This window comes from uncultured Escherichia sp., assembly GCF_948475835.1.
Taxonomy (GTDB): Bacteria; Pseudomonadota; Gammaproteobacteria; order Enterobacterales; family Enterobacteriaceae; genus ECMA0423.
In genome coordinates, this window is the sequence record NZ_CAOLGM010000020.1 from 19056 (window position 1) to 45879 (window position 26824).

Genomic DNA, 26824 nt, shown 5'->3' on the forward strand with positions numbered 1-26824 from the left:
AAATAAACCAAAAATCGTAATCGAAAGATAAAAATCTGTAATTGTTTTCCCCTGTTTAGTTGCTAAAAATTGGTTACGTTTATCGCGGTGATTGTTACTTATTAAAGCTGTCCTCTAACTACAGAAGGCCCTACACCATGAAAATAAAGAACATTCTACTCACCCTTTGCACCTCACTTCTGCTTACCAACGTTGCGGCACACGCCAAAGAAGTCAAAATAGGTATGGCGATTGATGATCTCCGTCTTGAACGCTGGCAAAAAGATCGAGATATTTTTGTGAAAAAGGCAGAATCTCTCGGCGCGAAAGTATTTGTACAGTCTGCAAATGGCAATGAAGAAACACAAATGTCGCAGATTGAAAACATGATTAACCGGGGTGTCGATGTTCTTGTCATTATTCCGTATAACGGCCAGGTATTAAGTAACGTTGTAAAAGAAGCCAAACAAGAAGGTATTAAAGTATTAGCTTACGACCGTATGATTAACGATGCGGATATCGATTTTTATATTTCTTTCGATAACGAAAAAGTCGGTGAACTGCAGGCAAAAGCCCTGGTCGATATTGTTCCGCAAGGTAATTACTTCCTGATGGGCGGCTCGCCGGTAGATAACAACGCCAAGCTGTTCCGCGCCGGACAAATGAAAGTGTTAAAACCTTACGTTGATTCCGGAAAAATTAAAGTCGTTGGTGACCAATGGGTTGATGGCTGGTTACCGGAAAACGCATTGAAAATTATGGAAAACGCGCTAACCGCCAATAATAACAAAATTGATGCTGTAGTTGCCTCAAACGATGCCACCGCAGGTGGGGCAATTCAGGCATTAAGCGCGCAAGGTTTATCAGGGAAAGTAGCAATTTCCGGCCAGGATGCGGATCTCGCAGGTATTAAACGTATTGCTGCCGGTACGCAAACTATGACGGTGTATAAACCTATTACGTTGTTGGCAAATACTGCCGCAGAAATTGCCGTTGAGTTGGGCAATGGTCAGGAACCAAAAGCAGATACCACACTGAATAATGGCCTGAAAGATGTGCCCTCCCGCCTCCTGACACCGATCGATGTGAATAAAAACAACATCAAAGACACGGTAGTTAAAGACGGATTCCACAAAGAGAGCGAGCTGTAAGCGTTACGCCCCGGCGCGGAGCGGGGGCGTGATTTCTCTCCATGCCGCGTGAATGAATTGGCTTAGGTGGAGTCGTTATGCCTTATCTACTTGAAATGAAGAATATTACCAAAACCTTCGGCAGTGTGAAGGCGATTGATAACGTCTGCTTGCGGTTGAATGCTGGCGAAATCGTCTCACTTTGTGGGGAAAATGGGTCTGGTAAATCAACGCTGATGAAAGTGCTGTGTGGTATTTATCCCCATGGCTCCTACGAAGGCGAAATTATTTTTGCGGGAGAAGAGATTCAGGCGAGTCACATCCGCGATACCGAACGCAAAGGTATCGCCATCATTCATCAGGAATTGGCCCTGGTGAAAGAATTGACCGTGCTGGAAAATATCTTCCTGGGTAACGAAATAACCCACAATGGCATTATGGATTATGACCTGATGACGCTACGCTGTCAGAAGCTGCTCGCACAGGTCAGTTTATCCATTTCACCTGATACCCGCGTTGGCGATTTAGGGCTTGGGCAACAACAACTGGTTGAAATTGCCAAGGCACTTAATAAACAGGTGCGCTTGTTAATTCTCGATGAACCGACAGCCTCATTAACTGAGCAGGAAACGTCGGTTTTACTGGATATTATTCGCGATCTACAACAGCACGGTATCGCCTGTATTTATATTTCGCACAAACTCAACGAAGTCAAAGCGATTTCCGATACGATTTGCGTTATTCGCGACGGACAGCACATTGGTACGCGTGATGCTGCCGGAATGAGTGAAGACGATATTATCACCATGATGGTCGGGCGAGAGTTAACCGCGCTTTACCCTAATGAACCACATACCACCGGAGATGAAATATTACGTATTGAACATCTGACGGCATGGCATCCGGTCAATCGTCATATTAAACGAGTTAATGATGTCTCGTTTTCCCTGAAACGTGGCGAAATACTGGGTATTGCCGGACTCGTTGGTGCCGGACGTACCGAGACCATTCAGTGCCTGTTTGGCGTGTGGCCCGGACAATGGGAAGGAAAAATTTATATTGATGGCAAACAGGTAGATATTCGTAACTGTCAGCAAGCCATCGCCCAGGGGATTGCGATGGTACCCGAAGACAGAAAGCGCGACGGCATCGTTCCGGTAATGGCGGTTGGTAAAAATATTACCCTCGCCGCACTCAATAAATTTACCGGTGGCATTAGCCAGCTTGATGACGCGGAAGAGCAAAAATGTATTCTGGAATCAATTCAGCAACTCAAAGTTAAAACGTCGTCCCCCGATCTTGCTATTGGACGTTTGAGCGGCGGCAATCAGCAAAAAGCGATCCTCGCCCGCTGTCTGTTACTCAACCCGCGCATTCTCATTCTTGATGAACCTACCAGGGGTATTGATATTGGCGCGAAATATGAGATCTACAAATTAATTAACCAACTCGTCCAGCAGGGTATTGCCGTTATTGTCATCTCTTCCGAATTACCTGAAGTGCTCGGCCTTAGCGATCGTGTACTGGTGATGCATGAAGGGAAACTAAAAGCCAACCTGATAAATCATAACCTGACTCAGGAGCAGGTGATGGAAGCCGCATTGAGGAGCGAACATCATGTCGAAAAGCAATCCGTCTGAAGTGAAATTGGCCGTACCGACATCCGGTGGCTTTTCTGGGCTGAAATCACTGAATTTGCAGGTCTTCGTGATGATTGCAGCTATCATCGCAATCATGCTGTTCTTTACCTGGACCACCGATGGTGCCTACTTAAGCGCCCGTAACGTCTCCAACCTGTTACGCCAGACCGCGATTACCGGCATCCTCGCGGTAGGAATGGTGTTCGTCATAATTTCTGCTGAAATCGACCTTTCCGTCGGCTCAATGATGGGGCTATTAGGTGGCGTCGCGGCGATTTGTGACGTCTGGTTAGGCTGGCCTTTGCCACTTACCATCATTGTGACGTTGGTTCTGGGACTGCTTCTCGGTGCCTGGAACGGATGGTGGGTCGCGTACCGCAAAGTCCCTTCATTTATTGTCACCCTCGCGGGCATGTTGGCATTTCGCGGCATACTCATTGGCATCACCAACGGCACGACTGTATCCCCCACCAGCGCCGCGATGTCACAAATTGGGCAAAGCTATCTCCCCGCCAGTACCGGCTTCATCATTGGCGCGCTTGGCTTAATGGCTTTTGTTGGTTGGCAATGGCGCGGAAGAATGCGCCGTCAGGCTTTGGGTTTACAGTCTCCGGCCTCTACCGCAGTAGTCGGTCGCCAGGCTTTAACCGCTATCATCGTATTAGGCGCAATCTGGCTGTTGAATGATTACCGTGGCGTTCCCACTCCTGTTCTGCTGCTGACGTTGCTGTTACTCGGCGGAATGTTTATGGCAACGCGGACGGCATTTGGACGACGCATTTATGCCATCGGCGGCAATCTGGAAGCAGCACGTCTCTCCGGGATTAACGTTGAACGCACCAAACTTGCCGTGTTCGCGATTAACGGATTAATGGTAGCCATCGCCGGATTAATCCTTAGTTCTCGACTTGGCGCTGGTTCACCTTCTGCGGGAAATATCGCCGAACTGGACGCAATTGCAGCATGCGTGATTGGCGGCACCAGCCTGGCTGGCGGTGTGGGAAGCGTTGCCGGAGCAGTAATGGGGGCATTTATCATGGCTTCACTGGATAACGGCATGAGTATGATGGATGTACCGACCTTCTGGCAGTATATCGTTAAAGGTGCGATTCTGTTGCTGGCAGTATGGATGGACTCCGCAACCAAACGCCGTTCTTGATTTTGATTAAAATTTTCTCAAAGCCGGTTACGTATTACCGGTTTTGAGTTTTTGCATGATTCAGCAGGAAAAGAACCATGTTTACTAAACGTCACCGCATCACATTACTGTTCAATGCCAATAAAGCCTATGACCGGCAGGTAGTAGAAGGCGTAGGGGAATATTTACAGGCGTCACAATCGGAATGGGATATTTTCATTGAAGAAGATTTCCGCGCCCGCATTGATAAAATCAAGGACTGGTTAGGAGATGGCGTCATTGCCGACTTCGACGACAAACAGATCGAGCAAGCGCTGGCTGATGTCGACGTCCCCATTGTTGGGGTTGGCGGCTCGTATCACCTTGCAGAAAGTTACCCACCCGTTCATTACATTGCCACCGATAACTATGCGCTGGTTGAAAGCGCATTTTTGCATTTAAAAGAGAAAGGCGTTAACCGCTTTGCTTTTTATGGTCTTCCGGAATCAAGCGGCAAACGTTGGGCCACTGAGCGCGAATATGCATTTCGTCAGCTTGTCGCCGAAGAAAAGTATCGCGGAGTGGTTTATCAGGGGTTAGAAACCGCGCCAGAGAACTGGCAACACGCGCAAAATCGGCTGGCAGACTGGCTACAAACGCTACCACCGCAAACCGGGATTATTGCCGTTACTGACGCCCGAGCGCGGCATATTCTGCAAGTATGTGAACATCTACATATTCCCGTACCGGAAAAATTATGCGTGATTGGCATCGATAACGAAGAATTGACCCGCTATCTGTCGCGTGTCGCCCTTTCTTCGGTCGCTCAGGGCGCGCGGCAAATGGGCTATCAGGCGGCAAAACTGTTGCATCGATTATTAGATAAAGAAGAAATGCCGCTACAGCGAATTTTGGTCCCACCAGTTCGCGTCATTGAACGGCGCTCAACAGATTATCGCTCGCTGACCGATCCCGCCGTTATTCAGGCCATGCATTACATTCGTAATCACGCCTGTAAAGGGATTAAAGTGGATCAGGTACTGGATGCGGTCGGGATCTCGCGCTCCAATCTTGAGAAGCGTTTTAAAGAAGAGGTGGGTGAAACCATCCATGCCATGATTCATGCCGAGAAGCTGGAGAAAGCGCGCAGTCTGCTGATTTCAACCACCTTGTCGATCAATGAGATATCGCAAATGTGCGGTTATCCATCGCTGCAATATTTCTACTCTGTTTTTAAAAAAGCATATGACACAACGCCAAAAGAGTATCGCGATGTAAATAGCGAGGTCATGTTGTAGCGATGATGAGAATTGTCGGCGTCACATCAGGGAACTCAGCACAGCCACCTGATGCGAGCAAAAGCCTTATCCGACCAACAAATCAGATAAGGCTCAAGGAAATGCAATTACATATGCGCCGCGATTAACCGTTGGTTATCCTGGTACATTGCGAACAGGTAGTTATTATAACTCTTCCCTTTGGTCGAGTAGCCCTTCAGCTTGTGAATCATCGCTGTGGCAGTCACTTCCTGATCCGCTTTACGCAGCTGCGCACGCGATTTACGGAACGAAGAGTAAGCCGGATGCGTATTGAGGTTAGTGACATAGGCGCTCACCGATTCTTTGACAGAACTAAACTGTGAGTACCCTTTCACTTTACCCGGCGCATTGGAACAACGTCCTTTCATGCATTTCATGCCGAAAAGATTGTTGTTGTTGCGCGCCAGCTTCGACGTTCCCCAACCGCTTTCTGCTGCAGCCATCGTCGCCACCATACTGGTAGGGATAATGTCTACGCGTTCAAGCAAGGTATTCCACGGGATTTTTCGCGTATTACCAGACCACTTCACCTTGTAGCGTTTGGCGATGTCTTTCAGACGCGCACGCTCAGCAGGTGACCATTGGCCCTGATACTGTTTTGAAATCAGCCAGTTACGTTCTGCAGTAATGGCTGCATTTTGGCTGGTAATGTAAGGCATTACGGTCCGGAGAAACGCCTTTTTCCTTGGTGTTCCGGAAGGGTATTTTCGCAAATCAGGAAGTGAACTACTCTTTGCACTATTGCGAGAATACTCTTGTTTACTGCTTACCTGTTTATTACTAGCTTTAGTTAAGTGGGACTTTTGACTCGCTGTTGTTGTGTGCGTCTTCGCTAACACCTCACTCGAAAACACCAGAGTGAGTAACATAAGAATCATCGCCCCATATCGTCGTATGGGAGTCAAAATCATCAGGTCTCCTGGTCGGATTTAATCATTCCAACACCTTATATTTTTCACAAATTTGAGAGTTGAATCTCAAATCATATCAAAAATAGCTGTCAAGAGCACCCCAAGGAATAGTCCAAATCTGAAACTATGTCACGTGTTAACGATTCAGATTGGCGCTAAATCGCAGAAAATGTGGGGTTTATCGCAAAATTCAGCCGTTTTTTGCGCGAGATCGCTCACCCTTGCTTCTCATCCTGTGGACTTACCGCTCAGGGATGAGTTTTGTCTGGCTTATCGCTGGCAAACTGTCTGAAATCGCAGCAATAAGGACTCATCCACCATGAAACTCGCCGCCTGTTTTCTGACACTCCTTCCTGGCTTCGCCGTTGCCGCCAGCTGGACTTCTCCGGGGTTCCCTGCCTTTAGCGAACAGGGAACGGGAACATTTGTCAGCCACGCGCAGTTGCCCAAAGGTACGCGTCCACTCACGCTAAATTTTGACCAACAGTGCTGGCAGCCTGCAGATGCGATAAAACTCAATCAGATGCTTTCCCTGCAACCTTGTAGCAACACGCCGCCTCAATGGCGATTGTTCAGAGACGGCAAATATACGCTGCAAATAGACACCCGCTCCGGTACGCCAACATTGATGATTTCCATCCAGAACGCCGCCGAACCGGTAGCAAACCTGGTCCGTGAATGCCCGAAATGGGATGGATTACCGCTCACGCTGGATGTCAGCGCCACTTTCCCGGAAGGAGCCGCCGTACGGGATTATTACAGCCAGCAAATTGCGATAGTGAAGAACGGTCAAATAACGTTACAACCCGCTGCTACCAGCAACGGTTTACTCCTGCTGGAACGGGCAGAAACTGACGCCCCTGCCCCTTTCGACTGGCATAACGCCACGGTTTACTTTGTGCTGACAGATCGTTTCGAAAACGGCGATCCCAGTAATGACCAGAGTTACGGACGTCATAAAGACGGTATGGCGGAAATTGGCACTTTTCACGGCGGCGATTTACGCGGCCTGACCAACAAACTGGATTACCTCCAGCAGTTGGGCGTTAATGCTTTATGGATAAGCGCCCCATTTGAGCAAATTCACGGCTGGGTCGGCGGCGGTACAAAAGGCGATTTCCCGCATTATGCCTACCACGGTTATTACACACAGGACTGGACGAATCTTGATGCCAATATGGGCAACGAAGCCGATCTACGGACGCTGGTTGATAGCGCACATCAGCGCGGTATTCGTATTCTCTTTGATGTCGTGATGAACCACACCGGCTATGCCACGCTGGCGGATATGCAGGAGTATCAGTTTGGCGCGTTATATCTTTCTGGTGACGAGGTGAAAAAAACGCTGGGTGAACGCTGGAGCGACTGGAAACCTGCCGCCGGGCAAACCTGGCATAGCTTTAACGATTACATTAATTTCAGCGACAAAACAGGCTGGGATAAATGGTGGGGAAAAAACTGGATCAGAACGGATATCGGCGATTACGACAATCCTGGATTCGACGATCTCACTATGTCGCTGGCCTTTTTGCCGGATATCAAAACCGAATCAACTACCGCTTCTGGTCTGCCGGTGTTCTATAAAAACAAAACGGATACTCACGCTAAAGTCATCGAAGGCTTTACACCTCGCGATTACTTAACCCACTGGTTAAGTCAGTGGGTCCGCGACTATGGGATTGATGGTTTTCGGGTCGATACCGCCAAACATGTTGAGTTGCCCGCCTGGCAGCAACTGAAAACCGAAGCCAGCGCCGCGCTTCGCGAATGGAAAAAAGCTAACCCCGACAAAGCATTAGATGACAAACCTTTCTGGATGACCGGTGAAGCCTGGGGCCACGGCGTGATGCAAAGTGACTACTATCGCCACGGCTTCGATGCGATGATCAATTTCGATTATCAGGAGCAGGCGGCGAAAGCAGTCGATTGTCTGGCGCAGATGGATACGACCTGGCAGCAAATGGCGGAGAAATTGCAGGGTTTCAACGTGTTGAGCTACCTCTCGTCGCATGATACCCGTCTGTTCCGTGAAGGGGGCGACAAAGCAGCAGAGTTATTACTATTAGCGCCAGGCGCGGTACAAATCTTTTATGGCGATGAATCCTCGCGTCCGTTCGGTCCTACAGGTTCTGATCCGCTGCAAGGTACACGTTCGGATATGAACTGGCAGGATGTTAGCGGTAAATCTGCCGCCAACGTCGCGCACTGGCAGAAAATCAGCCAGTTCCGCGCCCGCCATCCCGCAATTGGCGCGGGCAAACAAACGACACTTTCGCTGAAGCAGGGCTACGGCTTTGTTCGTGAGCATGGCGACGATAAAGTGCTGGTCATCTGGGCTGGGCAACAGTGACTTTTCCGGCTTCCCGTTCGTCAGTACCTCGGGAAGCCGCCAACCAGGATAAAATGTCAGCCCTAATCAGCGTTGCAGGATAAAGCACCGCTCACTCTCCAACAGACCGATTTGCACCCCAGCAAATGTAGCGTTATTGTTACCTTCCTTGCTACAGAGTTCGACAGATATCCCGCTATGACATTCTCCCTTTTTGGTGACAAATTTACCCGCCACTCCGGCATTACGCTGCTGATGGAAGATCTGAACGACGGTTTACGCACGCCTGGCGCGATTATGCTCGGCGGCGGTAATCCGGCGCAGATCCCGGAAATGCAGGACTACTTCCAGACGCTACTGACCGACATGCTGGAAAGTGGCAAAGCGACTGATGCACTGTGCAATTACGACGGTCCACAGGGGAAAACGGAGCTACTCACACTGCTTGCCGGAATGCTGCGCGAGAAGTTGGGTTGGGATATCGAAGCACAGAATATTGCACTAACAAACGGCAGCCAGAGCGCGTTTTTCTACTTATTTAATCTGTTTGCCGGACGCCGTGCCGATGGTCGGGTCAAAAAAGTGCTGTTCCCGCTGGCACCGGAATACATTGGCTACGCTGACGCCGGACTGGAAGAAGATCTGTTTGTCTCTGCGCGTCCGAATATTGAACTGCTGCCGGAAGGCCAGTTTAAATACCACGTCGATTTTGAGCATCTGCATATTGGCGAAGAAACCGGGATGATTTGCGTCTCCCGGCCGACGAATCCAACAGGCAATGTGATTACTGACGAAGAGTTGCTGAAGCTTGACGCGCTGGCGAATCAACACGGCATTCCGCTGGTGATTGATAACGCTTATGGCGTCCCGTTCCCGGGTATCATCTTCAGTGAAGCGCGCCCGCTATGGAATCCGAATATCGTGCTGTGCATGAGTCTTTCCAAGCTGGGGCTGCCTGGCTCCCGCTGCGGCATTATCATCGCCAATGAAAAAATCATCACTGCCATCACCAATATGAACGGCATTATCAGCCTGGCACCTGGCGGTATTGGTCCGGCGATGATGTGTGAAATGATTAAGCGTAACGATCTGCTGCGCCTGTCTGAAACAGTCATCAAACCGTTTTACTACCAGCGTGTTCAGGAAACTATCGCCATCATTCGCCGCTATTTACCGGAAGATCGCTGCCTAATTCATAAACCAGAAGGAGCCATTTTCCTCTGGCTATGGTTTAAGGATTTGCCCATTACGACCGAGCAACTCTACCAGCGCCTGAAAGCACGCGGCGTGCTGATGGTGCCGGGGCACAACTTCTTCCCAGGGCTGGATAAACCGTGGCCGCATACGCATCAATGTATGCGCATGAACTACGTACCAGAGCCGGAGAAAATTGAGGCGGGGGTGAAGATTCTGGCGGAAGAGATAGAAAGAGCCTGGGCTGAAAGTCACTAAAAATTGCCTGATGCGCTACGCTTATCAGGCCTACATGATTTCTGCAATATATTGAATTTGCAAGAATTTGTAGGCAGGATAAGGCGTTTACGCCGCATCTGGCATAAACAAAGCGCACTATTCCGGCGTTGAGAAACGCCGGAAAAACGTTTCAAACAGGCTGCTGCCGTAGCCGATGCCGCTGCACTTTCTCGACATCCATGCACTGCAACGCCTTTGTCGGGCAGGCTTCAACACAGGCCGGCCCCGTCTCCCGATGCCAGCACAGATCGCACTTAATCGCCCTCGCCTTTTTGCGCGAAGAAACGACCTCCATCGCACCAAACGGGCAAGCCAGCATACAGCTTTTACAGCCAATACAACGTGATTGTTCAACGAAAATATGCCCATGTTCGCGGCTTATCGCGTCAACAGGGCAGACATTCGCGCACGGTGCATCTTCACACTGATGACAGGCTACTGCCGTGGTCCAGCTGTGGTCTTTAATGACACGAATACGGGAAATAAACTCGTCTGGTGACAACGCAGCGCAATCCTGATTCTCCTGATGCGACACTGCGCAAGCCACTTCACAGGTACGGCAACCGATACATTTCGTCGCATCCGCAATAATAAACCGGTTCATGATCACTCCTTTGCACTAAAACAGCAGAGTGCCAGAGAGCGCGTCCCTACTGCTTTGATCCAACGAAGGAAATGTTAAAGTTTTGGCACTTGTCCAAAGCGTTATGTGATCGCGCCCTGGTCGTCCCTGACAGTAAATCCCAGTTCATTAGAAATAGCCTGCGCGGTTTCACGCAGTGGTTTCAGGAGATTTTTCTCCCCCACCTGTTTCAGACGTGATGTCGAAAGCGAAATCGACACGGCGTACGGCACCCGCCCATGAATATTAAACACCGGAACAGCAATACAGGAGACGCCGAGTTCGTTTTCTTCTCTGTCCATCGCCGCTCCGCTTTCACGAATGTGCGCCAGTTCGTCGAACATCGCGGGCAGCTCGGTAATGGTATTGCGGGTTAACGGCTGGATCTCATGCTGATGGTTTTCCCAGTATGACTTCACGTAGTCCGGGTGACCAAACGCCATGTAGATCTTGCCCATTGCGGAACAGTAGAGCGGCATATGCTGGCCAATATAGGCACGGGTTCGCAGCATCCCGGTTGTGGGTTCCAGCTTATAAATCAAAATAGCGTGATCGTCTTCGCGGCTGGAGAAGTTAATGGTTTCACCAGTGGCGATGTTCAGTGCCTCAAGATGCGGAGCGGCGATATGAATGATATTCAGCGAAGACAGCGCCTTCTGCCCGACGGCAATAAATTTGGTAGTCAGGCGGTAACTCCCTGCGGCGGGCGCGGTGGTCACATAGCCGCAGGACTGTAATCCCTGCAATAAGCGATGGACGGTACTCTTATTTAAACCAGCCAGCTCCGAAAGATGCGCCAACGGACAACCGTTTGGATAGTTGCTCAAAATCTCAATCAGCATCAACCCGCGAAACAGACTCTGGCTTCCGGCTGGACGCTCTTTTTCCTGCGCCATCTCGTTCTCTTTTTTTCCCATCACTTCTTTCCCCATTTTGTCGCGTCCTGATGGTAGCGCAAAGTGTGCCGTAGTTCACGATCTCGACAGATAATTTATAACCACTTGATTTTTATGTCTTTTGAAATTCATCAATCAGATTGCTTTGTTAAAAAGTGATCGATATATTTGAAATCAAGTTTCGCATATTGAAATTTTAAGCCAAAAAAGCGATCAAAAAAACAAGGAAGCCTGGGATGAAAGTGACATTTGAGCAGTTAAAAGCAGCCTTTAATCGGGTCTTAATTTCACGCGGCGTTGACAGCGAAACGGCTGACGCCTGTGCAGAGATGTTCGCCCGCACCACCGAATCCGGCGTTTATTCTCACGGCGTTAATCGTTTCCCTCGTTTCATTCAACAACTGGAAAACGGCGATATCATTCCTGATGCCCAACCCAAACGTATAACCAGCCTCGGCGCAATTGAACAGTGGGATGCCCAGCGTTCGATCGGCAACCTGACGGCGAAAAAGATGATGGATCGCGCCATTGAACTGGCTGCCGATCACGGTATTGGTCTGGTGGCACTTCGTAATGCCAACCACTGGATGCGCGGCGGCAGCTACGGCTGGCAGGCGGCGGAAAAAGGCTATATTGGCATTTGCTGGACCAACTCCATCGCCGTAATGCCGCCGTGGGGCGCAAAAGAGTGTCGCATTGGCACTAACCCGCTGATCGTCGCCATTCCTTCCACGCCGATCACCATGGTCGATATGTCGATGTCGATGTTCTCTTACGGCATGTTAGAAGTTAACCGCCTGGCGGGCCGTCAGCTCCCGGTCGATGGTGGCTTTGATGATGAGGGCAATTTGACCAAAGAACCTGGCGTTATCGAGAAGAATCGCCGCATTTTGCCGATGGGCTACTGGAAAGGTTCTGGCATGTCGATTGTGCTGGATATGATCGCTACTCTCCTTTCCGACGGCGCATCGGTTGCCGAAGTCACCCAGGACAACAGCGACGAATACGGCATTTCACAAATTTTTATTGCCATTGAAGTGGACAAGCTTATCGACGGTCCCACCCGCGATGCCAAGCTGCAACGTATCATGGATTACGTTACTACCGCTGAACGCGCTGACGAAAACCAGGCCATCCGCTTACCCGGCCACGAATTTACTACCCTGCTGGCCGAAAACCGCCGTAACGGTATTACCGTTGATGACAGCGTGTGGGCCAAAATCCAGGCGTTATAAGGAGATAAGTCATGATTTTTGGACATATCGCGCAGCCCAATCCGTGCCGTTTGCCCGCCGCCATTGAAAAGGGGCTCGATTTTCTGCGCGCTACCGATTTCAACGCCCTGGAGCCGGGCGTTGTCGAAATCGACGGCAAAAATATTTATGCGCAAATTATCGATTTAACCACACGCGAAGCGGTGGAAAACCGTCCGGAAGTGCATCGTCGGTATATCGATATTCAGTTTCTGGCGTGGGGTGAAGAGAAAATCGGCATTGCTATTGATACGGGAAATAATAAAGTCAGCGAATCACTATTAGAGCAGCGCGATATTATTTTTTATCATGACAGTGAACATGAATCATTTATAGAAATGATACCGGGCAGCTACGCAATTTTCTTTCCGCAGGATGTTCACCGACCAGGTTGTATTTTGCAAACAGCCTCTGAGATACGAAAAATTGTGGTTAAAGTCGCATTAACGGCGCTGAATTAATCGAATAATCGTCTACGCCAGAACGACTGGGTAATGTTATTGCTCTAACTATATTAATAATTTAGGTTGCTGCACATGCAACTTGAATTATGACAGACATAGCCTCAAGGAATAGCTATGAAAAAAATACTTGAAGCAATACTGGCGATTAATCTCGCCGTACTTTCCTGTATTGTGTTTATAAACATTATTTTAAGATATGGTTTTCAGACAAGCATTTTATCTGTAGATGAATTGTCACGTTATTTATTTGTCTGGTTAACATTTATTGGCGCGATTGTGGCTTTTATGGATAACGCCCACGTTCAGGTCACCTTTCTGGTGGAGAAACTCTCCCCCGCATGGCAACGACGAGTCGCTCTGGTTACCCATTCCTTAATCTTATTTATTTGTGGCGCACTGGCCTGGGGCGCAACGCTAAAAACAATTCAGGACTGGAGCGATTATTCACCGATCCTCGGTTTACCCATCGGCCTGATGTATGCCGCTTGTCTGCCCACCAGCCTCGTTATCGCATTCTTTGAACTGCGTCATTTATATCAACTCATCACGCGTAGCAATTCTCTAACGTCGCCACCGCAAGGAGCTTAATCATGGCTGTGCTGATTTTTCTGGGCTGTCTGTTGGGTGGTATTGCTATCGGTTTGCCTATTGCCTGGGCACTGTTGTTGTGCGGGGCGGCGTTAATGTTCTGGCTGGACATGTTTGATGTCCAGATCATGGCACAAACGCTGGTGAACGGAGCCGATAGCTTCTCCCTGCTGGCGATTCCGTTCTTTGTGCTGGCGGGTGAAATCATGAATGCGGGCGGCTTGTCAAAACGCATTGTTGACCTGCCGATGAAACTGGTGGGGCATAAACCAGGCGGGCTGGGCTACGTCGGCGTGCTGGCAGCTATGATTATGGCGAGCCTTTCTGGTTCTGCCGTTGCGGATACCGCCGCCGTTGCCGCTCTACTGGTGCCGATGATGCGCAGCGCCAACTACCCGGTCAACCGGGCGGCGGGGCTGATTGCCTCTGGCGGCATTATCGCGCCAATTATTCCCCCTTCCATTCCGTTTATTATCTTCGGCGTTTCCAGCGGATTATCCATCAGTAAGCTGTTTATGGCGGGCATTGCCCCTGGCATGATGATGGGCGCAACGCTGATGCTTACCTGGTGGTGGCAGGCCAGTCGCCTTAATTTACCCCGCCAGCAAAAAGCAACGATGCAGGAAATCTGGCACTCTTTTGTCTCCGGTATCTGGGCGCTGTTTCTTCCAGTCATCATTATTGGCGGGTTTCGCTCCGGTCTGTTTACCCCTACCGAAGCCGGGGCCGTTGCTGCTTTCTATGCGCTGTTTGTCGCCACAGTTATTTACCGTGAAATGACCTTCGCCACACTTTGGCATGTACTCATTGGCGCGGCGAAAACCACCTCAGTGGTTATGTTTCTGGTGGCCTCGGCACAAGTTTCCGCCTGGCTGATTACCATTGCTGAACTGCCGATGATGGTTTCTGATTTACTGCAACCGTTGGTCGATTCACCGCGTCTGCTGTTTATCGTCATTATGGTGGCTATCCTGATTGTCGGCATGGTCATGGATTTAACGCCGACGGTATTAATTCTTACCCCGGTATTAATGCCTTTAGTTAAAGAGGCAGGAATCGATCCGATTTATTTCGGTGTCATGTTTATCATTAACTGCTCAATCGGCTTAATTACACCGCCTATCGGTAATGTACTTAACGTTATTTCAGGGGTGGCAAAACTCAAATTCGATGATGCAGTCAGAGGCGTTTTCCCTTACGTCCTGGTTTTATATTCATTATTAGTCGTATTTGTTTTTATTCCCGATCTCATCATCCTCCCTTTGAAATGGATTAATTAAAAGGAAAATATTATGAAATTACGCTCTGTAACCTACGCATTATTCATTGCTGGCCTGGCTGCATTCAGCACATCTTCTCTGGCGGCGCAATCTTTACGTTTCGGTTATGAAACCTCACAAACCGACTCGCAACATATTGCGGCGAAAAAATTCAATGATTTATTGCAGGAGAGAACCAAAGGCGAGCTGAAATTAAAATTGTTTCCGGATAGCACCCTCGGTAACGCGCAGGCGATGATCAGCGGCGTACGTGGCGGCACCATCGATATGGAAATGTCCGGCTCGAATAACTTTGCCGGGTTATCACCAGTGATGAACTTGCTTGATGTCCCTTTCCTGTTCCGCGATACCGCTCACGCGCATAAAACGCTCGACGGCAAAGTCGGTGATGATCTGAAAGCCTCACTTGAAGGTAAAGGACTGAAAGTACTGGCCTACTGGGAAAACGGCTGGCGCGATGTCACCAACTCGCGCGCACCGGTTAAAACCCCCGCCGACCTGAAAGGGCTGAAAATTCGCACCAACAATAGCCCGATGAATATCGCCGCATTCAAAGTCTTTGGCGCTAACCCGATCCCGATGCCATTTGCCGAAGTCTATACCGGGCTGGAAACGCGCACTATCGACGCTCAGGAACACCCGATCAATGTCGTCTGGTCAGCAAAATTTTTCGAAGTGCAGAAGTACCTTTCTCTGACGCACCACGCCTATTCCCCGCTTCTGGTGGTGATCAACAAAGCGAAGTTTGATGGCTTAACCCCGGAGTTCCAGCAAGCGCTAATTTCATCTGCGCAGGAAGCGGGTAACTACCAGCGCAAACTGGTTGCCGAAGATCAGCAAAAAATCATCGACGGCATGAAAGAAGCGGGCGTGGAAGTCATCACCGATCTCGACCGCAAAGCCTTTAGCGACGCACTGGGTACTCAGGTCCGCGACATGTTTGTAAAAGATGTTCCGCAGGGTGCTGATCTACTGAAAGCCGTGGATGAGGTGCAATAAACCATGACGCAATACTGGCTGGGGTTAGATTGTGGCGGTAGCTGGCTGAAAGCCGGGCTGTATGACCGCGAAGGCCGGGAGGCAGGCGTGCAGCGCCTGCCGCTGTGCGCATTAAGCCCGCAGCCAGGTTGGGCAGAGCGCGATATGGCAGAACTGTGGCAATGCTGCATGGCTGTCATTCGCGAACTGCTTACCCATTCCGGCGTTAGCGGGGAACAAATTGTCGGTATCGGTATCTCCGCACAAGGAAAAGGCTTGTTTTTGCTGGATAAAAACAACAAGCCGCTCGGTAACGCCATTTTGTCCTCGGATCGCCGGGCGATGGAAATCGTTCGTCGCTGGCAGGAAGATGGCATCCCGGAAAAACTCTACCCGTTGACCCGACAAACCTTGTGGACCGGGCATCCGGTGTCGCTGTTACGCTGGCTGAAAGAGCACGAACCGGAACGCTACGCGCAAATTGGCTGCGTGATGATGACGCACGACTACCTGCGCTGGTGTTTAACCGGCGTCAAAGGCTGTGAAGAGAGCAATATTTCCGAGTCCAACCTCTACAACATGAGTCTTGGGGAATATGACCCGTGCCTCACCGACTGGCTGGGGATTGCTGAAATCAATCACGCCCTGCCGCCTGTTGTCGGATCTGCCGAAATCTGCGGGGAGATCACCGCTCAGACAGCCGTACTGACCGGTCTGAAAGCGGGTACGCCCGTTGTCGGCGGCCTGTTTGATGTGGTTTCCACCGCACTCTGCGCCGGGATCGAAGACGAATTTACCCTTAATGCGGTGATGGGCACCTGGGCGGTGACCAGCGGCATAACCCGCGGTTTACGTGACGGTGAAGCGCATCCGTATGTCTATGGTCGCTACGTTAACGATGGTGAATTTATCGTTCACGAAGCCAGCCCCACCTCTTCCGGCAACCTCGAATGGTTTACCGCACAGTGGGGAGAAATCTCGTTTGATGAGATCAACCAGGCCGTTGCCAGCTTGCCGAAGGCCGGTGGCGATCTCTTTTTCCTGCCGTTCCTGTACGGCAGCAACGCCGGACTCGAGATGACCAGCGGTTTCTACGGGATGCAGGCCATTCACACCCGCGCACACCTGTTGCAGGCCATTTATGAAGGGGTGGTGTTCAGCCATATGACCCATCTCAACCGGATGCGCGAACGTTTTACTGATGTGCACACCCTGCGCGTCACTGGCGGCCCGGCGCATTCCGATGTCTGGATGCAAATGCTGGCGGACGTCAGCGGTCTGCGTATTGAGCTGCCGCAGGTGGAAGAAACCGGCTGCTTTGGTGCAGCACTTGCCGCCCGCGTCGGCACCGGGGTTTATCGCGATTTCAGCGAAGCCCAGCGTGATTTACAGCACCCGGTGCGCACCCTGCTGCCGGATATGACTGTCCATCAGCTTTACCAACAAAAATACCAACGCTATCAGCATCTCATTGCCGCACTTCAGGGCTTTCACGCCCGCATCAAGGAGCACATATTATGAGCCGACCACTTCTGCAACTGGCACTCGACCACTCATCACTTGAAGCCGCACAGCGCGACGTGACGCAGTTAAAAGACAGCGTCGATATTGTCGAAGCGGGCACCATTCTCTGTTTAAACGAAGGGCTTGGCGCGGTGAAAGCCTTGCGCGAACAGTGCCCTGACAAAATCATCGTTGCCGACTGGAAGGTCGCCGACGCTGGTGAAACGCTCGCGCAACAGGCATTTGGCGCAGGCGCTAACTGGATGACCATCATCTGCGCCGCACCGCTCGCGACGGTGGAAAAAGGCCACGCGATGGCGCAACGCTGCGGTGGTGAAATTCAGATCGAGCTGTTCGGTAACTGGACGCTGGACGACGCCCGCGACTGGCATCGTATTGGCGTGCGGCAGGCGATTTATCATCGCGGTCGTGATGCACAGGCCAGCGGGCAACAGTGGGGCGAAGCCGATCTGGCACGCATGAAGGCGCTTTCCGATATCGGCCTTGAGCTTTCCATTACCGGCGGGATTACCCCTGCTGACCTGCCGCTGTTTAAAGATATTCGCGTGAAAGCGTTTATTGCCGGGCGAGCACTGGCAGGCTCAGCAAATCCGGCGCAGGTGGCTGGCGATTTCCATGCGCAAATCGACGCTATCTGGGGAGGCAAGCGTGCGTAATCATCCGTTAGGGATTTATGAAAAGGCGCTGGCGAAAGATCTCTCCTGGCCGGAGCGGCTGGTGCTGGCAAAAAGCTGCGGTTTTGATTTTGTCGAAATGTCGGTGGATGAAACCGACGAACGGCTTTCACGTCTTGACTGGAGCACCGCACAAAGGACTTCGCTGGTTGCCGCGATGATCGAAACGGGTGTTGGGATCCCGTCGATGTGCCTGTCCGCACATCGTCGCTTTCCTTTTGGTAGCCGTGACGACGCGGTACGCCAGCGAGCACGGGAGATCATGAGCAAAGCGATTCGTCTGGCACGCGATCTCGGCATACGCACCATCCAGCTGGCGGGCTACGACGTCTATTACGAAGACCACGATGAAGGCACCCGGCAACGTTTTGCTGAAGGGCTGGCGTGGGCGGTCGAACAGGCGGCGGCATCACAAGTCATGCTAGCGGTGGAGATTATGGACACCGCGTTTATGAACTCCATCAGTAAATGGAAAAAGTGGGACGAGATGCTCGCCTCGCCGTGGTTCACCGTCTACCCGGACGTTGGCAACCTCAGCGCCTGGGGCAATGATGTTCCCGCCGAACTGAAACTGGGCATTGACCGTATCGCCGCGATCCACCTGAAAGACACCCAGCCAGTTACCGAGCAAAGTCCCGGACAGTTCCGCGACGTGCCGTTTGGCGAAGGCTGCGTCGATTTCGTTGGCATCTTCAAAACGCTGCATAAACTGAACTATCGCGGTTCTTTCCTGATTGAGATGTGGACCGAAAAAGCCAAAGAGCCGGTGCTGGAGATTATTCAGGCGCGGCGTTGGATTGAAGCGCGTATGCAGGAGGCTGGATTTATATGTTAGAGCAACTGAAAGCCGACGTGCTGGCGGCGAATCTGGCGCTTCCCGCTCACCATCTGGTGACGTTCACCTGGGGCAATGTCAGCGCGGTAGACGAAACGCGGCAATGGATGGTAATCAAACCTTCCGGCGTCGAGTATGACGTGATGACCGCCGACGATATGGTGGTGGTTGAGATAGCCAGCGGCAAGGTGGTGGAAGGTAGCAAAAAGCCCTCGTCCGACACGCCAACGCATCTGGCGCTTTACCGTCGCTACGCCGAAATCGGTGGCATTGTGCATACCCACTCACGCCACGCCACCATCTGGTCGCAGGCCGGGCTGGATCTCCCCGCCTGGGGCACCACGCACGCTGATTATTTCTATGGTGCCATCCCCTGCACGCGACAGATGACCGCAGAGGAGATTAACGGCGAATATGAATATCAGACCGGCGAAGTGATCATTGAAACCTTCGAAGAACGTGGCAGGAGTCCGGCACAAATCCCGGCGGTGCTGGTGCATTCTCACGGCCCGTTCGCATGGGGTAAAAACGCCGCCGATGCCGTGCATAACGCCGTAGTACTCGAAGAATGCGCCTATATGGGCCTATTCTCGCGCCAGCTTGCGCCGCAGCTCCCTGCGATGCAAAACGAACTGCTGGATAAGCACTACCTGCGTAAGCATGGGGCCAATGCCTATTACGGGCAGTAATCCCTCACGCCGGGGCTTCATCGCCCCGGCACTACGAATTGATATGTTCCTTGCTGTAACGCCGCTTCCACGCTGCTGGCGTTAAACCGGTGTGCTTGCGAAAAATCTGCCGGAAATAGCCAACGTCATTAAACCGTATTGCATGGAGCAGGCCGACAACGTCGAGTCACTGCATAACCTGTTGCTGCCCGCCGATGCGCCATTTACGACATTTGAAGGCAAGGGATTGTTCAGCCATAAGATCCTGATTCAGACGCCAGGTTCCCGGTATGAACAGAGCAATCCAGAGCAACAACCTTTGTGGCATTACGACGGAGCACCAGCCGCACCGACATCCACCGGTGAATTAAAAACGCCAGCTCACGCCGGTGATAAAGGTAAAACTCTCATTACGATCAATCATCGGGCTGTTGGTAATCTCTTCCGGCAGCTCGCTGTATCCTGCGCTCGCCATCAATACGACGTGCTCTCCTATCGGGTATTTTGCCGTCAGGCTGACATAGGGCACCCAGGCATCCTGCGCGGAATAACTTGCCAGACCGCTACGACGGGACTCACTCTCTGAAATGCCATAGTAATAGTCACTGAAATTCTCGTCATAATAGAGCACGCCCAGCGCAGGTGTCAGCGACAGGCGACCTATCTGCATTTTGTGGAAAACCGATAGCTCCCCCACCCAGCCGTTGCTGTTATCCAGAACGTCCGCAGCCGCAGAGGCTTTCACAGTTCCCCAACGCTCGTGGTGATACCAGGCAACCCCCGCCATAGCCGTACTATCACGCTTATCAAGCTGTTGCATGGCATAATCGTCATTATCGGCAGGGTCAAATTCCAGCGGCATCCAGGATGCGGTCAGGCTAAGTTCATTTTTTTCACTTTGCGACAGAATAAAACCTAACGTGGTCTGACGAACATAAAAAGAATCACCTTCATAACTAATCAGCGGAATTGCCTTTGTATTTTCATTATAACCGCGATAAGGCGATTCATTATAAGCTGCACCAGCACCAATGGATAATTCAGAAGCAGTTGCGCTTGCCATAAAAGGCAACGCAAATAACGCCACAATATTGCGATTAATTAACATGTCCGGTATTCCATTTTAAAATAAGATAAAAAAGAGTCGGCATAGTAATGCTTACAATTTCTTCGGTGCAAGATTCATATTTATATAGTAATATATAAAATTATATATAATTGGGCTGTTGCGATGACAAAATTACAACTTAAGTACCGGGAGTTAAAAATTATCTCGGTAATCGCTGCCAGTGAAAATATCAGCCATGCCGCGACTGTACTTGGCATCGCACAGGCCAACGTCAGCAAATACCTTGCTGATTTTGAATCAAAAGTGGGTTTAAAAGTCTTTGACCGAACCACCCGGCAGCTGATGCTCACACCTTTTGGTACCGCGCTGTTACCGTACATCAACGACATGCTGGACAGAAACGAGCAGCTTAATAATTTTATTGCAGATTATAAGCATGAGAAACGTGGTCGGGTCACCATCTACGCCCCAACCGGCATAATTACCTATTTATCCAAACATGTAATCGATAAAATTAAAGATATCGGTGATATCACCTTATCGCTAAAAACCTGCAATCTTGAGCGTAATGCCTTTTATGAAGGCGTCGAATTTCCTGATGATTGTGATGTTTTAATCAGCTACGCTCCACCAAAAGATGAATCGCTGGTTGCCAGTTTTATTACCCAATATGCCGTAACCGCTTATGCCAGCCAGCGCTATCTTGAGAAACATCCCATTAGCCGTCCTGACGAACTCGAACATCACTCCTGTATTTTGATCGACTCGATGATGATCGACGACGCGAATATCTGGCGCTTCAACGTCGCCGGGAGTAAAGAGGTGCGGGATTATCGCGTGAAGGGAAATTACGTTTGCGACAACACGCAATCTGCGCTGGAGCTGGCACGAAATCACCTGGGGATTGTGTTTGCGCCAGACAAAAGTGTGCAGAGCGACCTGCAAGACGGCACGCTGGTGCCCTGCTTTCAGCAACCCTATGAATGGTGGCTGGATCTGGTGGCTATCTTCCGTAAACGGGAATACCAGCCCTGGCGGGTCCAGTATGTGCTGGATGAAATGCTGCGTGAAATTCGCCACCAGCTTGCTCAGTCGCAGCAACTGCGGCCTGAACAAGCGGCGGAAAGCGAAGATTAATGATCGAGATAAAGGTAATGCACCCAGCTGGTCATGCGTAATAGCACTTTGCGCATCACCGAGACATGGCTGAAATGATCAGAGTAAACCGCCACCTGGGCGTAAATACCGTCTGGTAAAGCGCTCAAATCAGTGTGCTCATCCAGTTCAATGGTCGCGATAACGCCATCTGAACCCGGCGCTGTGTTTAACGTCTGTAAGGTGCCGGTCGACTGATAAGCTCCGCCGGGAACGGCTGGACTAATGGCTGCCAGCTTACCGCTGAATACCTTACCTGGCAGAGCATTAAACACCACTTCCGCATCGTCGCCAGGAGCCAGTCGCAGCAAGGAGTTCTGACGGAACTGCGCCACGATTTGTCGTTTCTGATCGGGTATAAACACCATCACCGGACGTAGCGGCAGCGACGCGGCATAGGTACCCGGACGAATCAGTACCTGGGTCACATAACCATCGCTCGGCGCACGCACTATCGTCTGCTCAAGGTTATATTTTGCTTCCGCGAGCTGTGCTTTCAGGCTGGCGATTTGAGAATGTTCACCCAACACCAGGCTATCCAGCTGGCTCTGGATCTGTTTTTGTTCCGCCGCCGATGACTTCACGGAGGCTTCCTGCGCCAGATAATTTTGCCGCGCCACATCGATATCGCGTTCTGAAAACGGGTTTACTTTCGCCTGGCTGCCGCGTGCGTAACGCTGATACTCTTTAGCGAATTTATCCCGCGTGGCCTTTGCCTGCTGAGTATTCGCCGCCATCTCATCTAACTCTGCGCCCAACGCCCGCTGTTTATGTTCTGCGGTAACGATATCCGCCATCAGCCGATCCACCCGCGCCTGATAACGCGTCGGGTCCAGTCGAAAAAGCACCTCGCCTTTTTTAATCAGCGTATTTTTCTTGTCCGTCACTTCGATCACCACGCCTGTCACCTGCGGGACAACTGGAATAGAAATAACCGCTTTTTGCGCTTTAAAGGTATACGGATGGTTATAGTTCATTAACAGAATTAAACCGCTGACAATAAATATGCCACCCAGGGCCGCGGTGGGAATGGTCCATTTATTTACAGGAATTTTGAAGATCTTAAACATTGCCCATGCGAAAGCCACATAGGTTAAAATAATCAGTAAATCCATAAGTATTACTCGGCAGAAGAGGATTTGATGTCGGCGAGCTGTTTCTCCAGCCCGGCAATACGCTGTTGTAGTTGCACAACGGAGGAGTCATGGTTTTGCATTCCCCATCCCCGCTCCGGGCGGTAAAGCGTGGCCCAAATCCACAAAAATGGCCAGATAACATGTAACGTAAAAAGACTCACCCAACCAGCAACATGAATGGCGTCGGCATGAGGATGATTACGTTTTTTAGCAATCAGGTAGGGAATATCATGTAAAATAATAATCCCATAGAATATCACCAGAAATACAAAAATAAGCACTCCCAGTGCAAAATAGTCCAGGAACATATTTCCCTCAAAGAATATAAAAAAGAACAATTAACGCATATTATGAAATGCCATGATGCAGTGCAATTTCCTTATTTATATAACGACATATTGTTTTTTATATACTTTCTTAAATGTGCTGTCTGGTTTTTCAACAGGACGAGGTTTATCATATTGAAATAGTGGAACTATTGGCCAAACTAATGAATAACTCCAGTAAAACATCCACAGTACAGATTAAGCGTATTAAACCTTCAATTATCTACCGTTTATTGCTGATTGGCCTCGGATCACCAATGGTGATTTACGGCCTGGTTCGCCCGCTCACCATCGAAACGCGAGATTAAACTCCTGACAAAACACGCCCCAGAAACGCACTTCTGTTGGCGTAGTCTGGGTTATTGCGCACGTAGGTTTAAAACGTAAATTGTAACAACGTGCGCTTTGTTTATGCCGGATGCGGCGTGTACGCCTTATCCGGCCTACGGTCAGGTTCCCGTAGGCATGATAAGACGCGTAAGCGTCGCATCAGGCAATGAATACCCAATGCGACCAGCTTCTTATATCAGAACAGCCCCAACGGTTTATCCGAGTAGCTCACCAGCAGGCACTTGGTTTGCTGGTAATGCTCCAGCATCATCTTGTGGGTTTCGCGACCGATACCTGATTGTTTGTAGCCACCAAACGCCGCATGTGCCGGGTAAGCGTGATAACAGTTGGTCCACACGCGCCCAGCCTGTATGCCGCGCCCCATCTTATAGGCCAGATTACCGTTGCGGCTCCAGACGCCCGCGCCCAGGCCATATTGCGTATCGTTCGCCAGCTCCAGCGCTTCTTCCATCGTTTTGAAGGTGGTCACCGCCAGCACCGGGCCAAAAATCTCCTCCTGGAACACCCGCATATTGTTCTGACCAAACAGAATCGTCGGTTCGAGGTAGTAGCCGTCTTTCAGTTCACCTTCCAGCAGCTTGCGCCGCCCGCCTGTGAGCACGTCAGCGCCCTCTTTTTTACCGATATCAATGTAGTTGAGGATGGTTTCCAGTTGCCCGTGAGAAACCTGCGCGCCCATTTGCGTCACGCTGTCGAGTGGGTTACCGCTGCGAATGCTTTCGACACGGCGGATGGCGCGTTCCATAAAGCGTTCGTAGATAGACTCCTGCACTAAAGCACGGCTTGGACAGGTGCAAACTTCGCCCTGGTTAAAGGCGAACAGTGCAAAGCCTTCCAGCGCTTTATCGAAAAAGGCATCTTCTTCATCCATCACATCAGCAAAGAAGATATTTGGCGACTTGCCGCCCAGCTCCAGGGTTACCGGAATAATGTTTTGCGTGGCGTATTGCATAATTTGTTGGCCCACTTCCGTTGAGCCGGTAAACGCCACTTTGGCGATGCGTTTCGAGGTCGCCAGATATTCGCCAATTTCCCCACCTGCGCCGTTGACCACGTTCACCACGCCCGGCGGCAGTAAATCACCGACGATTTCCATTAGCAGCAGTACAGAAAGCGGGGTAAGACGTGCGGGTTTCAGCACCACACAGTTGCCCGCCGCCAGCGCGGGAGCCATTTTCCAGCTCGCCATCAGCAGCGGGAAGTTCCACGGGATAATCTGCCCCACCACGCCTAACGGTTCATGGAAATGATAGGCCACGGTTTCGCTATCAACTTCACTGATCCCACCTTCCTGCGCCCGAATACACGAGGCGAAATAGCGAAAATGGTCAATCGCCAGCGGCACGTCGGCAGCACTGGTTTCGCGAATGGGTTTGCCGTTATCCCAGGTTTCAGCCGTCGCTAACAGCTCAAGGTTTTGTTCCATTCGATCGGCAATCTTAAACAGAATCGCCGCGCGATCCTGCACCGAGGTGTGCGCCCATTTATCTTTCACTTTGTGCGCAGCATCCAGCGCCAGATCGATGTCTCGTTTGCCCGAAGACGCCACTTCGCACAGCAGCTGCCCGGTCACCGGCGTCAGATTCTGGTAATACTCGCCGTCGGCAGGGGCAACCCATTCGCCGCCAATAAAGTTGTCATAGCGGGCTTTTAACTTGAGGGGGAAACCATACTCGCCGGGCTTAATCTGTGCTGAAGGGGGATTATTGGTCATGATCGTCTCCTTGCGGTGTGAGGTATAACAAGGGTAGACGTGACTGGCGAAATCTTCGCCAGTCGGTAACAGCTTTACGACAGCTATCACGAATTTACGGGCAAGGGTTACAGAGATAGTTGAAAAAGCGGCTGACAATTTGCCAGCCGTTGTGGAAATGATGATTACATCGCTGCGCGATAAATCGCCACAATTTCTTCGTGAGTTGCCTGGATCGGGTTAGTAAAACCACAGGCATCTTTCAGGGCATTAGTCGCCAGAACCGCGAAATCTTCTTCTTTCACGTTCAGGTCGCGTAGGCCTGCCGGGATATCCACTTTCTTCGCCAGTTCACGGATGGCGTTAATGCAGGCTTCAGCACCTTCCGCATCGTTTTTACCTGTCACGTTCACGCCCATTGCAGCGGCACAGTCACGCAGACGTGCGGCGGCGACTTTGCTGTTGAATACCTGAACATGCGGCAGCAAAACGGCGTTACATACACCGTGTGGCAGGTTGTAGAAACCGCCCAGCTGGTGCGCCATCGCATGAACATAACCCAGAGAAGCATTATTGAACGCCATACCGGCGAGGAACTGGGCATAAGCCATTGCTTCACGCGCTTTCGCATTACTGCCATCTTCAACGGCTAACGGCAGATTTTCGGCAATCATGGTCACGGCTTTCAGTGCACAAGCGTCAGTGATCGGCGTGGCGGCAATAGAAACATACGCTTCGATAGCGTGCGTTAAGGCATCCATACCCGTTGCGGCGGTCAGTGACTTCGGCATACCAATCATCAGAGAGGAGTCATTGACAGAAAGCAGCGGAGTGACATGTTTATCAACAATCGCCATTTTGATATGACGCGCTTCGTCAGTGATGATGCAGAAACGGGTCATTTCAGAGGCCGTACCCGCCGTGGTATTGATGGCGATCATCGGCAGCTGCGGTTTTGCAGAGCGGTCAACGCCTTCGTAATCGCGAATATCGCCGCCATTGGCTGCCACCAGCGCAATACCTTTTGCGCAGTCGTGTGGAGAACCACCGCCTAAGGAGATCACGCTATCGCAATTATTCTCTTTAAGTAATTTCAACCCTGCGGCGACGTTTTCCGTGGTGGGGTTAGGTTGGGTGCCATCATAAATAACGCTAAAAATATTGCGTTCTTCCAGTGCTTTTTGCACATCGCCCGCCATACCTAATTTCGTTAACATACTGTCAGTGACAATTAAGGTACGGGTAAATCCATAATCTGCCATCATATTCATTGCATCAGTCAATGAATCAGCGCCGATGACATTCACAGAAGGAATAAAGAAAGTTGAAGATGCCATAACACACTCCTGAAAGTGTAAAAAAGGGTGGGCAGCTTACTGAGGATTTTCATTCGAAAACATGATCATTATTATTA

The 26824-nt window shown here is 50.7% G+C and carries 25 protein-coding genes and 2 pseudogenes; 18 read left to right on the plus strand and 9 right to left on the minus strand.

All coding sequences use genetic code 11. From position 1 onward, the window contains the following. Window positions 1-137: 137 nt before the first annotated feature. The 4 genes from xylF to xylR all read left to right on the plus strand — a co-directional run bounded on the left by xylF (window position 138) and on the right by xylR (window position 5164). Window positions 138-1130 carry a D-xylose ABC transporter substrate-binding protein gene (xylF, locus tag QZF50_RS06310; protein ID WP_001296518.1) on the plus strand — a complete coding sequence of 331 codons (993 nt, stop codon included), beginning with the start codon at window positions 138-140 and terminating at the stop codon, window positions 1128-1130. 77 nt (window positions 1131-1207) lie between these two features. Next, window positions 1208-2749, plus strand: coding sequence for a D-xylose ABC transporter ATP-binding protein (gene xylG, locus QZF50_RS06315; protein ID WP_001146482.1), 1542 nt, complete (start codon window positions 1208-1210; stop codon window positions 2747-2749). Continuing rightward, window positions 2727-3908: a xylose ABC transporter permease XylH gene (gene xylH / locus QZF50_RS06320; RefSeq protein WP_000045978.1), complete on the plus strand. Its 1182-nt coding sequence runs from the start codon at window positions 2727-2729 to the stop codon at window positions 3906-3908. The genes xylG and xylH overlap by 23 nt, the downstream gene beginning before the upstream one ends. Window positions 3909-3985: 77 nt before the next feature. Then, the gene (gene xylR / locus QZF50_RS06325; RefSeq protein ID WP_000494484.1) at window positions 3986-5164 is read left to right on the plus strand and encodes a D-xylose utilization transcriptional activator XylR; all 1179 of its coding nucleotides are present in this window, start codon (window positions 3986-3988) and stop codon (window positions 5162-5164) included. A gap of 107 nt (window positions 5165-5271) precedes the next feature. On the opposite strand, the gene QZF50_RS06330 is transcribed toward xylR, so the two are convergent. Continuing rightward, on the minus strand, window positions 5272-6096 hold the full coding sequence (locus QZF50_RS06330) for a protein bax (RefSeq protein ID WP_023568973.1): 825 nt from the start codon (window positions 6094-6096) through the stop codon (window positions 5272-5274). 319 nt (window positions 6097-6415) lie between these two features. Between QZF50_RS06330 and malS the strand changes: the two genes are divergently transcribed. Both malS and avtA read left to right on the plus strand, forming a co-directional pair. Beyond that, window positions 6416-8446 carry an alpha-amylase gene (malS, locus tag QZF50_RS06335; protein ID WP_000761259.1) on the plus strand — a complete coding sequence of 677 codons (2031 nt, stop codon included), beginning with the start codon at window positions 6416-6418 and terminating at the stop codon, window positions 8444-8446. 177 nt (window positions 8447-8623) lie between these two features. After that, window positions 8624-9877, plus strand: coding sequence for a valine--pyruvate transaminase (gene avtA / locus QZF50_RS06340; protein WP_000144344.1), 1254 nt, complete (start codon window positions 8624-8626; stop codon window positions 9875-9877). A gap of 151 nt (window positions 9878-10028) precedes the next feature. Here avtA and QZF50_RS06345 read toward each other — a convergent pair whose 3' ends face one another. Further along, complete coding sequence (locus QZF50_RS06345; RefSeq protein ID WP_001315901.1) at window positions 10029-10502, minus strand: 4Fe-4S binding protein; 474 nt, start codon at window positions 10500-10502, stop codon at window positions 10029-10031. Window positions 10503-10603: 101 nt separating this feature from the next. Beyond that, window positions 10604-11452, minus strand: a complete 849-nt coding sequence (gene yiaJ, locus QZF50_RS06350) for an IclR family transcriptional regulator YiaJ (RefSeq protein WP_000514233.1) — start codon at window positions 11450-11452, stop codon at window positions 10604-10606. Between the two features lie 200 nt (window positions 11453-11652). On the opposite strand from yiaJ, the gene yiaK reads away from it, so the two are divergent. From yiaK to araD, 9 genes are all read left to right on the plus strand, one after another. Next, window positions 11653-12651 (plus strand): 3-dehydro-L-gulonate 2-dehydrogenase, encoded by a 999-nt coding sequence (yiaK, locus tag QZF50_RS06355; protein ID WP_000869039.1) that lies wholly within the window; start codon window positions 11653-11655, stop codon window positions 12649-12651. An 11-nt stretch (window positions 12652-12662) separates the two neighbouring features. Then, window positions 12663-13130, plus strand: coding sequence for a YhcH/YjgK/YiaL family protein (locus QZF50_RS06360; protein ID WP_000576096.1), 468 nt, complete (start codon window positions 12663-12665; stop codon window positions 13128-13130). 117 nt (window positions 13131-13247) lie between these two features. Beyond that, window positions 13248-13721: a 2,3-diketo-L-gulonate TRAP transporter small permease YiaM gene (gene yiaM, locus QZF50_RS06365; RefSeq protein ID WP_000721664.1), complete on the plus strand. Its 474-nt coding sequence runs from the start codon at window positions 13248-13250 to the stop codon at window positions 13719-13721. A gap of 2 nt (window positions 13722-13723) precedes the next feature. After that, window positions 13724-15001, plus strand: coding sequence for a 2,3-diketo-L-gulonate TRAP transporter large permease YiaN (gene yiaN, locus QZF50_RS06370; protein ID WP_000279599.1), 1278 nt, complete (start codon window positions 13724-13726; stop codon window positions 14999-15001). A 12-nt stretch (window positions 15002-15013) separates the two neighbouring features. Beyond that, on the plus strand, window positions 15014-16000 hold the full coding sequence (gene yiaO / locus QZF50_RS06375) for a 2,3-diketo-L-gulonate TRAP transporter substrate-binding protein YiaO (protein ID WP_000776894.1): 987 nt from the start codon (window positions 15014-15016) through the stop codon (window positions 15998-16000). A 3-nt stretch (window positions 16001-16003) separates the two neighbouring features. Beyond that, entirely contained in the window at window positions 16004-17500 is a 1497-nt protein-coding gene (gene lyxK / locus QZF50_RS06380) for an L-xylulokinase (RefSeq protein WP_000196082.1), read from the plus strand. Beyond that, on the plus strand, window positions 17497-18159 hold the full coding sequence (gene ulaD, locus QZF50_RS06385; protein ID WP_000089497.1) for a 3-keto-L-gulonate-6-phosphate decarboxylase UlaD: 663 nt from the start codon (window positions 17497-17499) through the stop codon (window positions 18157-18159). Before lyxK ends, ulaD begins: the two co-directional genes overlap by 4 nt. Continuing rightward, on the plus strand, window positions 18152-19012 hold the full coding sequence (locus QZF50_RS06390; RefSeq protein WP_001296811.1) for an L-ribulose-5-phosphate 3-epimerase: 861 nt from the start codon (window positions 18152-18154) through the stop codon (window positions 19010-19012). The genes ulaD and QZF50_RS06390 overlap by 8 nt, the downstream gene beginning before the upstream one ends. Beyond that, window positions 19006-19701, plus strand: a complete 696-nt coding sequence (gene araD / locus QZF50_RS06395; protein ID WP_000893142.1) for an L-ribulose-5-phosphate 4-epimerase — start codon at window positions 19006-19008, stop codon at window positions 19699-19701. Before QZF50_RS06390 ends, araD begins: the two co-directional genes overlap by 7 nt. Before the next feature lie 31 nt (window positions 19702-19732). On the opposite strand, the pseudogene QZF50_RS06400 reads toward araD, so the two are convergent. Next, window positions 19733-19834: pseudogene (locus QZF50_RS06400) on the minus strand (AraC family transcriptional regulator); the annotation flags it as partial. 3 nt (window positions 19835-19837) lie between these two features. Here QZF50_RS06400 and QZF50_RS06405 point away from each other — a divergent pair. Continuing rightward, window positions 19838-20101 (plus strand): annotated as a pseudogene (locus QZF50_RS06405) (hypothetical protein); the annotation flags it as partial. Here QZF50_RS06405 and QZF50_RS06410 read toward each other — a convergent pair. Continuing rightward, the gene (locus QZF50_RS06410; RefSeq protein WP_000906808.1) at window positions 20048-20788 is read right to left on the minus strand and encodes a MipA/OmpV family protein; all 741 of its coding nucleotides are present in this window, start codon (window positions 20786-20788) and stop codon (window positions 20048-20050) included. The pseudogene QZF50_RS06405 and the gene QZF50_RS06410 sit on opposite strands and share 54 nt — an antisense overlap. Window positions 20789-20911: 123 nt before the next feature. Here QZF50_RS06410 and QZF50_RS06415 point away from each other — a divergent pair, with 123 nt between their 5' ends. After that, window positions 20912-21886, plus strand: coding sequence for a LysR family transcriptional regulator (locus QZF50_RS06415; RefSeq protein ID WP_000164036.1), 975 nt, complete (start codon window positions 20912-20914; stop codon window positions 21884-21886). On the opposite strand, the gene QZF50_RS06420 is transcribed toward QZF50_RS06415, so the two are convergent. Together QZF50_RS06420 and QZF50_RS06425 are read right to left on the minus strand one after the other, a co-directional pair. Then, complete coding sequence (locus QZF50_RS06420) at window positions 21883-23019, minus strand: HlyD family secretion protein (RefSeq protein WP_000364884.1); 1137 nt, start codon at window positions 23017-23019, stop codon at window positions 21883-21885. The two genes, QZF50_RS06415 and QZF50_RS06420, sit on opposite strands and share 4 nt — an antisense overlap. Window positions 23020-23024: 5 nt before the next feature. Then, entirely contained in the window at window positions 23025-23348 is a 324-nt protein-coding gene (locus tag QZF50_RS06425) for a DUF3302 domain-containing protein (RefSeq protein WP_000478193.1), read from the minus strand. Window positions 23349-23530: 182 nt separating this feature from the next. Between QZF50_RS06425 and QZF50_RS06430 the strand changes: the two genes are divergently transcribed. Further along, complete coding sequence (locus QZF50_RS06430; protein ID WP_001066080.1) at window positions 23531-23674, plus strand: hypothetical protein; 144 nt, start codon at window positions 23531-23533, stop codon at window positions 23672-23674. A gap of 218 nt (window positions 23675-23892) precedes the next feature. Here the strand turns inward: QZF50_RS06430 and aldB are convergent, their stop codons facing one another. Beyond that, complete coding sequence (aldB, locus tag QZF50_RS06435; protein WP_000183978.1) at window positions 23893-25431, minus strand: aldehyde dehydrogenase AldB; 1539 nt, start codon at window positions 25429-25431, stop codon at window positions 23893-23895. Window positions 25432-25595: 164 nt separating this feature from the next. Next, window positions 25596-26747: an L-threonine dehydrogenase gene (yiaY, locus tag QZF50_RS06440; protein ID WP_000168712.1), complete on the minus strand. Its 1152-nt coding sequence runs from the start codon at window positions 26745-26747 to the stop codon at window positions 25596-25598. Window positions 26748-26824 lie beyond the last annotated feature (77 nt).

What these genes read in the sequence shown, in the direction of transcription:
- QZF50_RS06420 (WP_000364884.1), bottom strand. Translation starts at nt 23,019, where the DNA reads ATGGATTTACTGATTATTTTAACCTATGTGGCTTTCGCATGGGCAATG.
- malS (WP_000761259.1), top strand. Translation starts at nt 6,416, where the DNA reads ATGAAACTCGCCGCCTGTTTTCTGACACTCCTTCCTGGCTTCGCCGTT.
- araD (WP_000893142.1), top strand. Translation starts at nt 19,006, where the DNA reads ATGTTAGAGCAACTGAAAGCCGACGTGCTGGCGGCGAATCTGGCGCTT.
- yiaM (WP_000721664.1), top strand. Translation starts at nt 13,248, where the DNA reads ATGAAAAAAATACTTGAAGCAATACTGGCGATTAATCTCGCCGTACTT.
- yiaO (WP_000776894.1), top strand. Translation starts at nt 15,014, where the DNA reads ATGAAATTACGCTCTGTAACCTACGCATTATTCATTGCTGGCCTGGCT.
- aldB (WP_000183978.1), bottom strand. Translation starts at nt 25,431, where the DNA reads ATGACCAATAATCCCCCTTCAGCACAGATTAAGCCCGGCGAGTATGGT.
- xylR (WP_000494484.1), top strand. Translation starts at nt 3,986, where the DNA reads ATGTTTACTAAACGTCACCGCATCACATTACTGTTCAATGCCAATAAA.
- yiaY (WP_000168712.1), bottom strand. Translation starts at nt 26,747, where the DNA reads ATGGCATCTTCAACTTTCTTTATTCCTTCTGTGAATGTCATCGGCGCT.
- QZF50_RS06425 (WP_000478193.1), bottom strand. Translation starts at nt 23,348, where the DNA reads ATGTTCCTGGACTATTTTGCACTGGGAGTGCTTATTTTTGTATTTCTG.
- QZF50_RS06415 (WP_000164036.1), top strand. Translation starts at nt 20,912, where the DNA reads ATGACAAAATTACAACTTAAGTACCGGGAGTTAAAAATTATCTCGGTA.
- yiaN (WP_000279599.1), top strand. Translation starts at nt 13,724, where the DNA reads ATGGCTGTGCTGATTTTTCTGGGCTGTCTGTTGGGTGGTATTGCTATC.
- yiaK (WP_000869039.1), top strand. Translation starts at nt 11,653, where the DNA reads ATGAAAGTGACATTTGAGCAGTTAAAAGCAGCCTTTAATCGGGTCTTA.
- xylG (WP_001146482.1), top strand. Translation starts at nt 1,208, where the DNA reads ATGCCTTATCTACTTGAAATGAAGAATATTACCAAAACCTTCGGCAGT.
- QZF50_RS06430 (WP_001066080.1), top strand. Translation starts at nt 23,531, where the DNA reads ATGAATAACTCCAGTAAAACATCCACAGTACAGATTAAGCGTATTAAA.
- xylF (WP_001296518.1), top strand. Translation starts at nt 138, where the DNA reads ATGAAAATAAAGAACATTCTACTCACCCTTTGCACCTCACTTCTGCTT.
- yiaJ (WP_000514233.1), bottom strand. Translation starts at nt 11,452, where the DNA reads ATGGGGAAAGAAGTGATGGGAAAAAAAGAGAACGAGATGGCGCAGGAA.
- QZF50_RS06360 (WP_000576096.1), top strand. Translation starts at nt 12,663, where the DNA reads ATGATTTTTGGACATATCGCGCAGCCCAATCCGTGCCGTTTGCCCGCC.
- lyxK (WP_000196082.1), top strand. Translation starts at nt 16,004, where the DNA reads ATGACGCAATACTGGCTGGGGTTAGATTGTGGCGGTAGCTGGCTGAAA.
- xylH (WP_000045978.1), top strand. Translation starts at nt 2,727, where the DNA reads ATGTCGAAAAGCAATCCGTCTGAAGTGAAATTGGCCGTACCGACATCC.
- ulaD (WP_000089497.1), top strand. Translation starts at nt 17,497, where the DNA reads ATGAGCCGACCACTTCTGCAACTGGCACTCGACCACTCATCACTTGAA.
- avtA (WP_000144344.1), top strand. Translation starts at nt 8,624, where the DNA reads ATGACATTCTCCCTTTTTGGTGACAAATTTACCCGCCACTCCGGCATT.
- QZF50_RS06345 (WP_001315901.1), bottom strand. Translation starts at nt 10,502, where the DNA reads ATGAACCGGTTTATTATTGCGGATGCGACGAAATGTATCGGTTGCCGT.
- QZF50_RS06410 (WP_000906808.1), bottom strand. Translation starts at nt 20,788, where the DNA reads ATGTTAATTAATCGCAATATTGTGGCGTTATTTGCGTTGCCTTTTATG.
- QZF50_RS06330 (WP_023568973.1), bottom strand. Translation starts at nt 6,096, where the DNA reads ATGATTTTGACTCCCATACGACGATATGGGGCGATGATTCTTATGTTA.